This window comes from Sphingosinithalassobacter sp. CS137 (assembly GCF_014334115.1).
Taxonomy (GTDB): Bacteria; Pseudomonadota; Alphaproteobacteria; order Sphingomonadales; family Sphingomonadaceae; genus Sphingomonas.
Window position 1 is genome coordinate 3,018,529 of record NZ_CP060494.1, and the last position, 13,391, is coordinate 3,031,919.

Consider the following 13,391-nt stretch of genomic DNA (forward strand, 5'->3'; position numbering starts at 1 on the left):
CCCGCAGTTCCACTATAGGAACGATGGCCCGGTTCGCCCACTTCGGCTGCGCTGAGCCGGCCCTGCCTTGCGGCGGCCTGAGCGCGCGTGCAGGAGGCAAGCATGGCCAAACAACGTGCCGATCAGATGCTCGTCGACCGCGGGCTCGCCGAAAGCCGGACCCGCGCGCAGGCGTTGATCATGGCGGGGCTGGTGTTTGCCGGCGACCGAAAGGTGGAGAAGGCGGGTCAGACGCTTGCGCCAGAGACCGTGCTCGACGTGCGCGGGCGCGACCATCCCTGGGTGTCGCGTGGCGGGATCAAGCTGGCGCACGCGATCGACCATTTCGGCCTGGACCCCGCCGGCGCCGTGGCGATCGACGTCGGCTCCTCGACCGGGGGGTTCACCGATGTGCTGCTGAGCCGGGGCGCGGCGCGCGTCTATGCAGTGGACAGTGGTACCAACCAGCTCGCCTGGAAGCTGCGTCAGGATTCGAGAGTGGTTGTCCATGAGCAGACCAGCGCCCGGATTCTCACCGATGCGCACGTGCCTGAGCCGGTCGACTGGATCGTCTGCGACGCGAGCTTCATCGCGCTTTCGAAGGTGCTCGAGGTGCCGCTGGGGTTCGCCCGGCCCGGCGCGCGGCTGGTCGCGCTCATCAAGCCGCAGTTCGAGGCAGGGCGCGACGAAGTGGGAAAGGGTGGGGTGGTCCGCGATCCCGCCGTGCATGCGCGGGTGTGCGATGCCGTCGCGCGGTGGCTCGGCGGGATCGGCTGGAATGTCGACGGGATCGTCCCGAGCCCGATCCAGGGTCCGGAAGGAAACATTGAGTTTCTGGTCGCCGCGCATCGCTGATGGGTTGCCTTCGTTCTATCTGCGGAATAGCTGCGATTCATTCTCATGAGACGGGCATTGGCATTTCTCGCGCTCGGCGCGCTCCTCACCGGGTGCGGCGATCAGGCGAATGGCGGCGCAGCCAAGGGTCGCGACGCGCCGCTCGTGCGCGCGTCGGCGGTGATGCCCGCGCGCTTCGTCGAGCGCATAGAGGCCGTGGGCACCGCGCGCGCCAACGAGCAGGTGACGCTCGCCGCGCCGGTGACCGAGCGGATCGTCCGGCTCAATTTCGATGACGGCGCCTATATCCGCCGGGGCCAGGTGGTGGCGGTGCTCGCCAGCAGCCAGGAAAGCGCGGAGCTTGCCGAAGCTGCCGCGCGCGAGCGCGAGGCGCGGCAGCAGCTCGATCGGCTGAGCGCGCTGCGCGAGCGGGGCTTCGCGACCAACAGCTCGGTCGATTCGCAGACCGCGCTTGCCGCACAGGCGTCGGCACAGGCGTCGCAGGCGCGTGCCTCGATCGGCGATCGCGTCATCACCGCGCCCTTCTCCGGATGGGTGTCGCTGCGTACCATCTCGGCGGGCGCAGTGGTGAGCGCGGGAACCGAAATCGCGCAGATCAGCGATCTTTCGCGAATCAAGCTGGACTTCGCAGTCCCCGAGACGCTGTTGCCGCAGATCGCGCAGGGGCAGTCGATCGAGGCGCGCTCGGCGGCCTTTTCCGATCAGCCGTTCCGCGGCACGATCGCCAGCATCGATCCGGTACTCAATCCGCAGACCCGCGCGGCAACGGTTCGGGCGATCCTGCCAAATCCCGATCGCAAGCTGAAGCCGGGCATGCTGCTGACGGTCGACATCGAATCCGCCGCGCGCACTGCGCTTGCCGTGCCGGAACTGGCTGTGATCGGCGATGGCGAGGATAGTTTCGTCTTCGTCGTGGAAGACGGCACTGCGCGGCGGGTGCAGGTCCGCACCGGGCTGCGCCAGAACGGCATGGTGGAGATTCGTGAAGGTCTCGCGCGCGGCCAGCGCGTAGTGACCGAGGGCGTGGTGAAGGTGACCGACGGGCGCGAAGTCCGACTTGCCGGGCCTGAAAACAGCGCGCCGCGCGAAGCGCCCGCGACCGCGCCGGGACCCGGTTCCGCGCTTCGGAACGAGAGCACCGGCTGATGCAGCTGTCGGACCTGTCCGTCCGCCGCCCCGTCTTCGCCGCGGTGCTGGCGATTCTGCTCGTCATCGTCGGCTTCGTCGCTTTCACCAGCCTTTCGGTTCGCGAATATCCCGATACCGATCCGCCGATCGTCTCGGTCGAGACCGCCTATACCGGTGCCGCGGCGAGCGTGATCGAAGCGCGCATCACCCAGCCGCTCGAGGAAGTGCTGTCGGGCATCGAGGGCATCCAGACGATCACCTCGCGCTCGACCGATGGCGAATCGGATATCTCGATCGAGTTCAGCCCCGGCCGCGATGTCGATGCCGCGGCAAACGACGTGCGCGACCGGATCGGCGGGGTCGCCGACAACCTGCCCGAGGAAGCGCTCGCGCCCGAGGTGCGCAAGGTCGACGCCGATGCCTCGCCGATCATGTTCATCACCATCGCCCGGCCGGGCTGGACTCCGCTCCAGCTTTCCGACTGGGTGGACCGCAATCTGGTTGACCGCTTCTCGACGATCGACGGCGTGGCGCGTGTTTTCGTGGGCGGCGATCAGCGGCCGTCGATGCGCGTCTGGCTTCAGCCCGAGCGGCTTGCCGCCTTCCAACTGACGCCGGGTGACATCGAAAGCGCGCTGCGCAGCCAGAACGTCGAGCTGCCCGCCGGCCGAATCGAATCGCAGCAGCAGAACGTCACTTTGCGTGTCGACCGCCAGTTCCAGTCGGCGGACAGCTTCGCGCAGCTCGTCGTCGGCCGCGGACCCGACGGCTATCTCGTGCGGCTGGGCGATATCGCCCGGGTGGAGGAAGGCGCGGAGAATCCCTACACGCGCTTCCGGCTGAACGGCGATCCCGGCGTCGGCCTCGGCATCGTGCGACAGTCGGGTGCGAACACGCTCGCGGTCGCGCAGGCCGCGAAGGAGCGGATGGAGGAAATCCGCCCCGAGCTGCCCGAAGGCATGGTGATGATGGTCGGGTCGGACGATTCGCTCTTCATCGACCGCGCGATCGAGAAGGTGTGGCACACGCTCGCCGAGGCGGCGCTGCTCGTGGTGCTGGTCATCTTCCTGTTCCTCGGGTCGTGGCGGGCGACGCTGATCCCGGCGGTGACGGTGCCGATCTGCCTGCTCGGCAGCTTTGCGGTGCTGTGGCTGTTCGGCTTCTCGATCAATCTGCTGACCTTGCTCGCGCTCGTGCTGTCGATCGGCCTGGTCGTCGACGATGCGATCGTGGTGCTCGAGAACGTCTATCATCGGATCGAAGAAGGCGAGCCGCCGCTTGTCGCTGCCTTCAAGGGCACGCGGCAGGTGGGCTTCGCGATCATCTCGACCACGCTGGTCGTCTGCGCCGTGTTCGTCCCGGTGTGCTTTCTGGCGGGTCAGACGGGGCTGCTTTTTCGGGAGCTGGCGGTAGCGATGATCGCCGCGATCGCCTTTTCCGGGTTTCTGGCGCTGAGCCTCACGCCGATGCTCTGTTCCAAGCTGCTGCGGCGCGAGAGCCGGGGGCGGATCACCGGTTGGGTGGACGATCGTTTCCGTGCGCTCGAGCGGTTCTACGCAAGGCAGCTCGACCGGACGCTCCGCAAGCCGCTGCTGCCGTTGCTGCTGGTCGGATTGTTCCTGACCGCAGCGGGCCTCGCCTTCACCACATTGGAATCCGAGCTGGTGCCCGCCGAGGATCAGGGCGGCATGTTCGCCAGTCTTTCGGCGCCGGAGGGGACCGGCTTCGACCAGATGGACCGCTATGTCCTCGACGCGCAGGAGAAGCTGCTGCCGCTGCTCGAGGAAGGCGCCGTGCGCAGCATCATCGCGCGCACTCCGGGAGGCTTCGGCGCCAGCGACGATTTCAACAGCGGCATGTTCATCATCTTCCTGGAAAACTGGGAGGATCGCGATGCGACCACGCAGGAAGTGGCGGAGGAGGTGAACGCGATCCTCCAGACGCTGCCGGCGGTGCGCGGCAATGCCCAGGTCCGTTCGGCGCTCGGGCGCGGACGCGGCCAGCCGATCAACTTCGTGCTCGCGGGCAACAGCTATGAGGATCTCGCCCGCGCGCGCGACCGCATCCTGGCCGCCGCGGCGGAGAACCCCGGCATCGTCAACCTCGACAGCGACTATAAGGAAACCAAGCCGCAGCTGCGCGTGGATGTGAATACCACGCGGGCAGGCGATCTGGGCGTTTCGGTCGAGGCAGTGAGCCAGGCGCTGCAGACGCTGCTCGGCAGCCGCCGCGTCTCCACCTATGTCGATCGCGGCGAGGAATATCGCGTGATCGTGCAGGCCGAGGACCAGAGCCGCGCCGCGCTCTCCGACCTCGCCTCGATCTACGTTCGCGCGCGCGACGGCAGTCTCGTGCCGCTGTCGAACCTCGTCACTACGCGCGAGGTGGCCGGGCCGCGTGACCTCGGCCGCTACAACAAGCTGCGCGCGATCACGCTGTCGGGCGGGCTGGCGCCGGGCTATTCGCTGGGCGAGGCGCTGACCTTCCTCGAGGAACAGGCGCGGGCGGCACCCGAAGTAACTGCGGTGGGCTATCGCGGCGAAAGCCAGGCGTTCATCGAGACGGGCGGGTCGATCCTGCTCGTGTTCGGCATCACGATCCTGATCGTCTATCTGGTGCTCGCCGCGCAGTTCGAGAGCTTCGTGCATCCCGCCGTCATCATCACCACCGTGCCGCTGGCAGTCGCGGGCGGGCTGATCGGGCTGGCGGTGTTCGGCCAGTCGCTCAATCTCTACAGCCAGATCGGGATCGTCATGCTGGTCGGCCTGGCCGCCAAGAACGGCATCCTGATCGTCGAATTCGCTAACCAGCTGCGCGACGAGGGGCTGGAGATCGCCGACGCGATCCGCCAGGCCTCCAGTCGGCGCCTGCGCGCGATCCTGATGACCTCGATCGCCACCGTGGCCGGCGCGGTGCCGCTGGTCGCTTCCGGCGGTGCGGGTGGCGCGGCGCGGGCGGCGATCGGCGTCGTGATCATTTCCGGCGTGACGCTCGCTACGTTGATCACGCTTTTCCTAATCCCGATTCTGTATAGTAGGCTGGCACGCCGCACCCGCTCGCCGCAGGCGGTGAGCCGGGAACTCGATGCCGCGCTCGGGGGGGCGCAGCCGGCGGAGTAGGGAGGGACAGTCGTTGAGGGAAATCGCGTCGAAAAGTCAGCTCAGGCTCGCCTATCTGCGTTGGGCGATCGTAACCGTGCCGTTCATTCTGCTGCTCGGCTTCACGTCGGCCCGGCTCGTGCCGAGCGGTTCGGACAATCTTTGGTTCGCGCGGCTGGTGAAGCCGGAGATCATGCCCCCCGAATGGGCGTTTCCGGTTGCCTGGACGATCATCTACATCCTGCTGGGGCTGGCGCTGGCGATGATCATCAATGCGCGCGGATCGCGGCTGCGCGGCCCGGCGCTCGTGCTTTTCGCGGTCCAGATGGCAGTGAACCTGGTGTGGACGCCGCTGTTCTTCGGCATGCATCAGGTGGTGGCATCGCTGGTGGTGATCGGGGTTCTGTTCGTGCTGGTGCTTGCCACCATCGTGGTTTTCGGCCGGATTCGTACGGGCGCGGCGTTGCTGCTGCTGCCCTATCTCGCCTGGCTCGGCTTCGCCTTCGTCCTGCTCTGGCAGATCCACGGGCTCAATCCGAACGCGGCAACCCTTGTGCCATCGACCTCGACTGACCAAATTCAGATCTGAAGATCAGCGATCGCAAGGACCGACCAATGCAAACCGAGAACCGCCTGTTCGACGATTTCGTCAAGTTCGTGAATGGAGCCGCGGGCACCATGGCGGGCATGGCGCGCGAAGGCGAAGCCACTGCGCGCGAGCGCGCGCGCGAGTGGATCGGCGGACTCGATTTCGTGAGCCGCGACGAATTCGAAGCAGTCAAGCAGATGGCCGCCGCGGCGCGTGACGAGGCCGATGCGCTGAAGGCGCGCATCGCCGAGCTCGAGGCGAAGCTGGCCGCCACGCCGGCGGCGGCACGCGCCAAGAAGTCGACGGGGCAGGCCTGATCCAGCTTGTCCACAGTTTTTCGACAGGGTTGCCCACGCTGCGCTTGTCCCGCGCCGGAGCGGTTGGCAGGGTTCGGCCGATGATGGCCGGCCGGAGAATCTGATGCTCGACGAAGCCGAGTTCGACCGCGACGACGCGGCCCCGATCGACATGCTCGAAACCTATTTCGCCGCCCATGGCTGGAGCCATGAGCGCGAGGACGACGAGATCGTCGCGAAGGTAAAGGGCAGCTGGACCGAATATGAGCTGCGTGCGATCTGGCGCGAGGAGGACGGCGTTCTCCAGTTCCTCGCCTTTCCCGACATCCGGGTCGCCGACGAACGGCGCGTCGCGCTGTACGAGACGGTGGGGCTGGTCAACGAGCAGCTCTGGATTGGTCATTTCGAGCTGTGGTCGCAAAGCGGCATTCTGCTGTTTCGCCACGCCGCGATGATCGACGGCGGCGACGGCACGTTGACGCTGGCCCAGGCCGAGCTGCTGGTGGAAAGCGCGATCGACGAGTGCGAGCGCTTCTATCCCGTGTTCCAGTTCGTGCTGTGGGGCGGAAAGACGCCGCAGGACGCACTCGCCGCGGCACTCATCGAAACCCAGGGAGAAGCCTGATCACAGACCAGCCCGAATCCATCCGGCCCGACTCGATCTGGCTCATCGGCTGCGGCAACATGGGCGGGGCGATGCTCCGCCGCTGGGTCGAGAGTGGTATCGACGCGGCCCGATTCACGGTGATCGATCCCGGCACGCCGCAGCTTCCCGAAGGCGTGCGGCACGTCGCTGAGCCCCCCGAGGGGCTGCCTCAGGCGATGATGCTCGGCGTCAAGCCGCAGCTGATCGACAAGGTCGCGCCGCTCTATGCCGGGCGCGGGCAGGTGCCGATCCTGCTGTCGATCCTCGCCGGCGTGGAGGAGGCGGCGCTCGCGAAGCGTTTCGACGCGCGAACCGTGGTGCGCGTGATGCCGAATCTGCCCGTGGCGCTCGGGAAGGGTGTGGTCGCGCTTTACACCAGCGGCGGCGAGGCGGCCGACCGGGACGCGACCGGCGCGCTGATGGATCCGCTTGGCCAGGTCGAATGGATCGAGAGCGAAGATCTGTTCCATGTGGTGACGGCGCTGGCGGGCAGCGGCCCCGGCTATGTCTATCGGTTCATCGACGCACTGGCGGCGGGCGCGGCCGAGCTCGGCCTGCCGCACGATCAGGCGCTGCGCTTCGCGACTGCGATGGTGGAAGGCGCCGCGGCGCTGGCGGGCGATGCGGATGCGACTCCGGGCGAACTCGCCGATCGTGTCGCCAGCCCTGGCGGAACGACGCGCGCGGGCATGGACGTGCTCGACGAGGGAGATGCGCTGAAGCGGCTGATGCGAGCGACGCTGGAGGCCGCGGCGACGCGCAGCGAGGATCTGGCCGGAGCCGCGCGCGGCTGAGAGCACCGGGCCGAGAGCTCGGGAACGTCGGTCCCGCCAAGGTGTTGAACCGCTTGACGGTACAGCACAGGAGGCGAGCATGGCCACGGCTACACGCGACAGCAACGGACGGTTCACCAGCAACGAAGCGCAGGAAGAGCACGGTCGCGGCCGCAGCCTCGGCGTGATCGGCGCCGCAGTGGCGGGTGGCGCGGCGATCGGCGCGCTCGCGATGCTCGGCCGCAAGGCCGCGGTCCAGGCGCCGACCGCACTCTCGGGCAATTGGGCCGAGGCGCTGGCAACCGAGCACAAGGCAGTGCTCAAGCTGTTCGACGCTCTCGAAAAGACCACCGAAACCTCGACCGCCAAGCGCAACGTGATGCTGGCGCAGCTCAAGCATGCGCTGGTCAAGCACGATGTTCAGGAAGGCAACGTGATCTATCCCGCTCTGCGCGAGGCTGGCTATGCGGACGAAGCCGATCACCTGACCAAGGACCACGGCTATGTGAAGCAGTATCTCTACGAGCTGGAGATGACGCCGACCAGCTCGCCGGACTGGATCGTGACGCTGCGCAAGTTCCGCAGCGACATCGAGCGGCACATGCAGGAGGAAGAGACCGATCTCTTTCCGCGACTCCGCGCGCAGCTTTCCGAGGAAAAGAACAAGGCGCTGACCGCGACGATGAACAAGGAAGGCTTTAAGGTCGCCTGACCGCCGCGCCTTCTTCGACCGGGAAGACGCGGCGCATTAGCGGCCGAGTCCGGCGACGCGGCCGCGCTCTTCCTCGGGGATCAAGCCTTCCAGCACTGCCCAGAAACCGCCTACCGCACCCTGGCCGGCGCTGGAATAAGCCGCCGAGAGCTTTTCGCGCAGCGCGTCGAACAGCTCGGCCTCCAGCGTCGTTCCGCTTTCTGTGAGGCGCAGCAGCCGCTGCCGCCTATCCTGCACGCCGGTGCGCGTTTCCACCAGCCCGCGCTCCGACAGATCCGTGAGAACCCGGCCGAGCGACTGCTTGGTGATGGCGAGCAGCGCCAGCAGCTCGCTGACGGTGAGGTCCGGCTTGCGCGCGATGAAATAGAGCGCGCGATGATGCGCCCGGCCGAGCCCCGAAGTCGCCAGCCGCTCGTCGATCGATCGGGTGAGATGGCTATAGCCGAAATAGAGCAGCTCGATCCCGCGGCGGAGCTCGGGCTCGCGCAGGAAAAGGGGCGAGGCGGGAATTGGGGCAGCCATGTTGACCGATGTTGCCACTCTGCCTAGGTTCGCGCAACCCGAAGGCGCCCCGGTTCGCGAGAGAGGCGCCGTGCATGATCCGGAGCCCTAGTCGCATGTCCGAAGCGTCGAATCCAACTTTCGCCTTCGAGCCGCATGCAAATCCGGTCCCGGCAAGCGAGCGAAGCGCGATCCTCGCCGATCCAGGCTTCGGCAAGGTCTTCACCGATCATATGGCGCTGATCCGCTATTCGGCGGACAAGGGCTGGCACGATGCGCAGATCACTGCCCGCCGGCCGCTCGAGCTCGATCCGGCATGCGCGGTGCTCCATTACGCGCAGGAGATTTTCGAGGGCATGAAGGCCTATCGCCTGCCCGACGGCGGCGCGGCGCTGTTTCGCCCCGATCGCAACGCCGCCCGTTTCCGCGAATCGGCCGAGCGGATGGCGATGGTGCCGCTGCCCGAGCCGCTGTTCCTCGAATCGGTCCGAGCACTGGTGCGTGCCGATCGCGACTGGATTCCCGAAGCCGAGGGCGGGGCGCTCTATCTGCGGCCGTTCATGTTCGCCAGCGAAGTGTTCCTTGGGGTGAAGCCGGCCTCGGAATATCTCTATCTGGTCATCGCCTCGCCGGTCGGCGCCTATTTCAAGGGCGGTGCGCCGTCGGTCACGCTCTGGGTTTCGCAGGATTACACGCGCGCGGCACCTGGCGGCACGGGTGCGGCCAAATGCGGCGGCAACTATGCCGCGAGCCTGATCGCCCAGGCCGAAGCGATTCGCGAAGGATGCGACCAGGTGGTGTTCCTCGACGCGGCCGAGCGCCGTTATGTGGAGGAACTGGGCGGCATGAACCTGTTCTTCGTCTTTGACGACGGCACGATGATCACGCCGCCGCTGGGCGGCACGATCCTGCCGGGCATCACGCGCGATTCGGTGATCGCGCTGGCGCGCGACGCCGGGATCGCCGTCCGCGAGGAACCCTATTCGCTCGATCAATGGCGCAGTGATGCGCAGAGCGGACGGCTGCGCGAGACCTTTGCCTGCGGGACGGCGGCGGTGATCACTGCGGTGGGAACGGTGCGCGGCGAGGGTTTCGAGTTCAGCATCGGCAACAAGGGGCCGGGCATGGTGACCGAGCAGCTGCGCGAGCGGCTCGTCGGCATCCAGCGCGGTACCGTCGCCGATCCGCACGGTTGGGTCGAAACGCTGTTCTAGGTGCGGAGGCGAGGCGCACCCCCTTCCATCCGCCGCCCGCGGCTCTATAAGCGCAAGCCCACGCCGATGCTGGGGCGTCGCCAAGTGGTAAGGCAGCGGCTTTTGGTGCCGCCATTCGCAGGTTCGAATCCTGCCGCCCCAGCCAGTCGTCGTGATTCCCCGGTTCCGGTCGCTTATGGAACCTCGCGTTGGCGACGGGTGCTGGCCATCGGCGCTCGCTCCAGCGCGATGATTGTCTTCGATCGCTGAAAAATCGTGCTGTTCCCGCACGATAGCAGGTTGCAACCGCCGCGGCGGCGGAATAGCTGTGGCTCCCGTGAAGAATGATTTGATTGCCGCAGTCGACCGCGCCTCGGATTTCCTGAAGGCGCTTTCGGGCCGAAGCAGATTGTTGCTGCTCTGCCATCTTCTGGAGGGCGAGAAGTCGGTCGGCGAGCTCGCCCGGCTGACGGAGGCGCGCGATACCGCCGTCTCGCAGCAACTCGCGCTGCTCCGGCGCGAGGGGATGGTGCGCGCGCGCCGGTCGGGCCAGACGATGTATTATTCGCTGTCCAGCAAGGACGCCGAACGCATGCTGGAGATGCTGCACGGCATGTTCTGCGCCGATGCGGTCGTGGTGACGAGCCAACCCGCGCTGCGCGACGCGGTCAGCTAGCGCCTGCGGCGAGCCGCTCGACGTCGGCGCGGCGGACGAGTTCGGTCGCGGGCGTCATCAGCGCGGCCGCGCCCGCGGCAATCCCGTATCGGACCGCCTCGCGTACCGACTTCCCCTGCGACAACGCCAGAGTGATTGCGCCGACCATCGAATCGCCCGCCCCGACGGCGCTCGCGATCGGGACTTCGATCGCCGGAAAATGCTCGACGCCTTCGTTCGTCACCAGCAGCGCGCCCCGTTCGGCCAGCGAAACGACGATCGATTGGGCGAACCCGCGGGCGAGCAGCTCGCGTGCGGCGGCCGCTTCATCCTCCGCCCCGATCAACGGGCGTCCGGTCACCGCTTCGAGTTCGCTGCGGCTCGGCTTTATCAGGAAAGCGCCGGCGCCTTCCGATGCCTTCAGCGCGGCGCCCGAGGTGTCGAGGATCAGCCGCGCGCCCATTTGGCGCGCGGCCGCCGCGACGTTGCAATAGAAATCGGGCGCGACGCCGGGAGGCAGGCTGCCGCTGGCGACGATCCACTGTGGCGGGCCAGGCAGTGCGGCGAGCGCATCGAGCAGCCGTGCCTGCTCCGCAGCGGCGAGTTCAGGGCCGGGGAGGACGAAGCGGTATTGAAGGCCGCTCCCGGTTTCGTCGATCGTGATGCTCTCGCGCGTGTCGCCCGCGATCGGCACTGCATGGACGGGAACCGCCGCATCGCGCAGCAGGGCCTCGACCCGTGCTCCGGTCGGCCCGCCGGCAGGGAAGACGGCAATGGCCTCGCCGCCCAGCGCGTGGAGAACACGCGTGACGTTGATGCCGCCGCCGCCGGGATCATAACGCGCCGCCGTGCAGCGCAGCTTGTTCGTCGGGCGCACCTCGGGCGTGCCGGTCGTCACGTCCAATGCAGGATTCATTGTGAGCGTTGCGATCGTGGTCATGGCCCGGGGGCTAGGCAGGCGAGGGGCCTGGGGTCAAGCGCGGGTCGGCCGATCGAGGATCGCGCGCACTGCCGCGATGACGCGATCGATCGGCCGGTTCACGCGGATCCGGTGCCAGCCGGAGAGATCGCCGGTCGAGCGGCGCGATTGCTCGCGCGCGATTTCGGGCCCGGCGTCCGAGGCGTCGCCGGTGCGGCCGCTCACGCGCGCCACACGCTCATGCTCCGGCGCCTCGAGCCAGATGCCGGTAAACGGCAGGCGGCTGCGGTCCGCCAGGATTTCGGCGACTTCGCGCTCATGCCGGCGGTGGAAAACCGCGTCGAGGATCACTCCGGTGCCGCAGCCGAGATGGTCCTCGGCCGATTCGAACAGCGCCTCATAGGTCTCGGCCGCCGCCGCGCTGGTGTAGCTCGAAGGCGGCAGCCGCGTCTCCGGAGCGACGCCGGCGAGACGCTTGCGGAAAACATCGCTTCGGAGCACGCGCGCGCCGGGCACGCGCCCGATCCGGGCGCCGACGGCGCGAGCGATGGTCGTTTTGCCCGTGCCAGAGAGGCCGCCGATCGCGACCAGCCGCGGCGGCACGGCCAGGAGCGCCGCGCGTGCGAAAGCGAGATACCCCTGGGCGTCCTCGGCGGCACTGGAATCGCCGTTGCGGAGGCTTTCCGCGGCGCGGACATGGGCACGGATCGCGGCACGCACCGAAACGAACAGCGGCAGCAGCGCATAGCCCGAGGCGCCCTGCGGCGCGACGTCGAGATAGCGGTTGGCGACGATGTTCGCCTCGGCCGCCATTCCCCGGTGCCACAGGTCCATCAGCAGGAACGCGACGTCGTAGAGAATGTCGGTGGTCGCGAGCTGCTCGTCGAACTCGAGGCAGTCGAACAGCACCGGCTCGCCGTCGATCAGCGCGATGTTGCGCAGGTGCAGATCGCCATGGCCGCGCCGAACGCGCCCGCCACGCGCGCGTGCGTCGAGCCGATCGGCATGACGGTTCAGCTCGGTGCGCTGCGCGGCGTCGAGCGCTGCGACTTCGGCGGGATCGAGCAGTTCGGAGACGGCGGCGAAGCTTTCGGCATTGCCGTCCAGGATCTGCCGGATTGCGGCGGCGCCTTCGATCCGGGAGGGCTCGGCGCGCGCATGCAGCTCCTGAATCCTGTCGGTGAGGCGGAGCAGCGTCGCCGTGTCGATCCACCCGCCGGCGGCCTGCTTCTCGAGAAGCGCGTCGTCGGGGAAGCGCACCATTTCCAGCACCCAATCGACCGGCTCACCCTCACCGCCCAGCTCCAGGCCACCGTCGGCCATGCGCACGATCGGATGAACCGCGCGGTAGAGCGCTGGCGCGGTGCGGCGATTGAGCGCCAGCTCGGCGTCGAGCGCCGCACGGCGCCGTTCCGGCGTGGAGAAATCGAGATAGGGAAAGCGCACCGCACGCTTCATCTTCCAGGCACGGTCGGCGGTCAGGAAGACATGCGCGGCATGTGTTTCGAGATGCTCTGGGCGTACGCCACCGAAGGCGGCGCCCCCGGCGAGGAAAGCGACTGCTTTCGCGTGCGTCTCTCGTGATTCCCCCTCCGCCGGGCCCGCGGCCATTCAGCTACTCCGCGCGAACGGAATCTTGCGGCTGCGCGCCTCGGCGTTCGCTCCCCCGGCGCGTGTGCGTGTGCCGACCGCAGAAACGCTGGGCTGGGTGCGGCGAATCGGCGCTAGGCTGTCTCTGCCCATAGAACCAGCCTTGTCGCGGCGACAGACTTTTCGATGTGGCCGCGCGGTGCCTCACGCAAAGAGCGCGCGCTCGCCCGTGTCCTCGATCGGCTCGGGGACGTGCAGCTCGTGCACGTCATCCGCGTGATGCTGCGTCGCTGTCGGGCGGGGGAGCCACCAGCCGCCGAGCATCGCATCGCACCACGCGGCGAAGAACATCGCAGGCATCAGCGCCGCGGTTTGCGCCTGTTCCATCAACTGCGCGTGGACCGTTGCGCCTGGGGGCAAGTCGCTGGACATGGCGGGACTCCTTCGTCGATCGGGC

14 protein-coding genes and 1 tRNA gene are annotated in these 13,391 nt (G+C 67.8%); 11 read left to right on the top strand and 4 right to left on the bottom strand.

Going from position 1 to position 13,391, the window contains the following annotated elements; translation table 11 throughout:
* Window positions 1–102: 102 nt before the first annotated feature.
* The 8 genes from H7V21_RS14825 (at window position 103) to H7V21_RS14860 (ending at window position 8,076) form a co-directional block, all read left to right on the top strand.
* The gene (locus tag H7V21_RS14825) at window positions 103–834 is read left to right on the top strand and encodes a TlyA family RNA methyltransferase (protein WP_188054473.1); all 732 of its coding nucleotides are present in this window, start codon (window positions 103–105) and stop codon (window positions 832–834) included.
* A gap of 45 nt (window positions 835–879) precedes the next feature.
* Complete coding sequence (locus H7V21_RS14830) at window positions 880–1,980, top strand: efflux RND transporter periplasmic adaptor subunit (RefSeq protein WP_188054474.1); 1,101 nt, start codon at window positions 880–882, stop codon at window positions 1,978–1,980.
* Complete coding sequence (locus H7V21_RS14835; RefSeq protein ID WP_188054475.1) at window positions 1,980–5,081, top strand: efflux RND transporter permease subunit; 3,102 nt, start codon at window positions 1,980–1,982, stop codon at window positions 5,079–5,081. Before H7V21_RS14830 ends, H7V21_RS14835 begins: the two co-directional genes overlap by 1 nt.
* 13 nt (window positions 5,082–5,094) lie before the next feature.
* Window positions 5,095–5,649 carry a TspO/MBR family protein gene (locus H7V21_RS14840; protein ID WP_188054476.1) on the top strand — a complete coding sequence of 185 codons (555 nt, stop codon included), beginning with the start codon at window positions 5,095–5,097 and terminating at the stop codon, window positions 5,647–5,649.
* A 26-nt stretch (window positions 5,650–5,675) separates the two neighbouring features.
* Complete coding sequence (locus H7V21_RS14845; protein ID WP_188054477.1) at window positions 5,676–5,966, top strand: accessory factor UbiK family protein; 291 nt, start codon at window positions 5,676–5,678, stop codon at window positions 5,964–5,966.
* Between the two features lie 103 nt (window positions 5,967–6,069).
* Complete coding sequence (locus H7V21_RS14850; RefSeq protein WP_188054478.1) at window positions 6,070–6,570, top strand: YbjN domain-containing protein; 501 nt, start codon at window positions 6,070–6,072, stop codon at window positions 6,568–6,570.
* A gap of 71 nt (window positions 6,571–6,641) precedes the next feature.
* Complete coding sequence (locus tag H7V21_RS14855; protein ID WP_262503904.1) at window positions 6,642–7,385, top strand: pyrroline-5-carboxylate reductase family protein; 744 nt, start codon at window positions 6,642–6,644, stop codon at window positions 7,383–7,385.
* Between the two features lie 79 nt (window positions 7,386–7,464).
* Window positions 7,465–8,076, top strand: coding sequence for a hemerythrin domain-containing protein (locus H7V21_RS14860; protein WP_188054480.1), 612 nt, complete (start codon window positions 7,465–7,467; stop codon window positions 8,074–8,076).
* Between the two features lie 36 nt (window positions 8,077–8,112).
* On the opposite strand, the gene H7V21_RS14865 is transcribed toward H7V21_RS14860, so the two are convergent.
* Complete coding sequence (locus H7V21_RS14865; protein WP_188054481.1) at window positions 8,113–8,598, bottom strand: MarR family winged helix-turn-helix transcriptional regulator; 486 nt, start codon at window positions 8,596–8,598, stop codon at window positions 8,113–8,115.
* A 95-nt stretch (window positions 8,599–8,693) separates the two neighbouring features.
* Between H7V21_RS14865 and H7V21_RS14870 the strand changes: the two genes are divergently transcribed.
* From H7V21_RS14870 to H7V21_RS14880, 3 genes are all read left to right on the top strand, one after another.
* Window positions 8,694–9,791 carry a branched-chain amino acid aminotransferase gene (locus H7V21_RS14870; RefSeq protein WP_188054482.1) on the top strand — a complete coding sequence of 366 codons (1,098 nt, stop codon included), beginning with the start codon at window positions 8,694–8,696 and terminating at the stop codon, window positions 9,789–9,791.
* 70 nt (window positions 9,792–9,861) lie between these two features.
* Window positions 9,862–9,936 (top strand) — tRNA-Gln (locus tag H7V21_RS14875).
* Window positions 9,937–10,107: 171 nt separating this feature from the next.
* Complete coding sequence (locus tag H7V21_RS14880; protein ID WP_223177036.1) at window positions 10,108–10,446, top strand: helix-turn-helix domain-containing protein; 339 nt, start codon at window positions 10,108–10,110, stop codon at window positions 10,444–10,446.
* On the opposite strand, the gene H7V21_RS14885 is transcribed toward H7V21_RS14880, so the two are convergent.
* From H7V21_RS14885 to H7V21_RS14895, 3 genes are all read right to left on the bottom strand, one after another.
* Entirely contained in the window at window positions 10,439–11,365 is a 927-nt protein-coding gene (locus tag H7V21_RS14885; RefSeq protein ID WP_188054483.1) for a 1-phosphofructokinase family hexose kinase, read from the bottom strand. The genes H7V21_RS14880 and H7V21_RS14885 overlap by 8 nt on opposite strands.
* 33 nt (window positions 11,366–11,398) lie before the next feature.
* Window positions 11,399–12,955, bottom strand: a complete 1,557-nt coding sequence (locus tag H7V21_RS14890) for an AAA family ATPase (protein WP_188054484.1) — start codon at window positions 12,953–12,955, stop codon at window positions 11,399–11,401.
* A 183-nt stretch (window positions 12,956–13,138) separates the two neighbouring features.
* Window positions 13,139–13,366: a hypothetical protein gene (locus H7V21_RS14895; RefSeq protein ID WP_188054485.1), complete on the bottom strand. Its 228-nt coding sequence runs from the start codon at window positions 13,364–13,366 to the stop codon at window positions 13,139–13,141.
* Window positions 13,367–13,391: the final 25 nt, after the last annotated feature.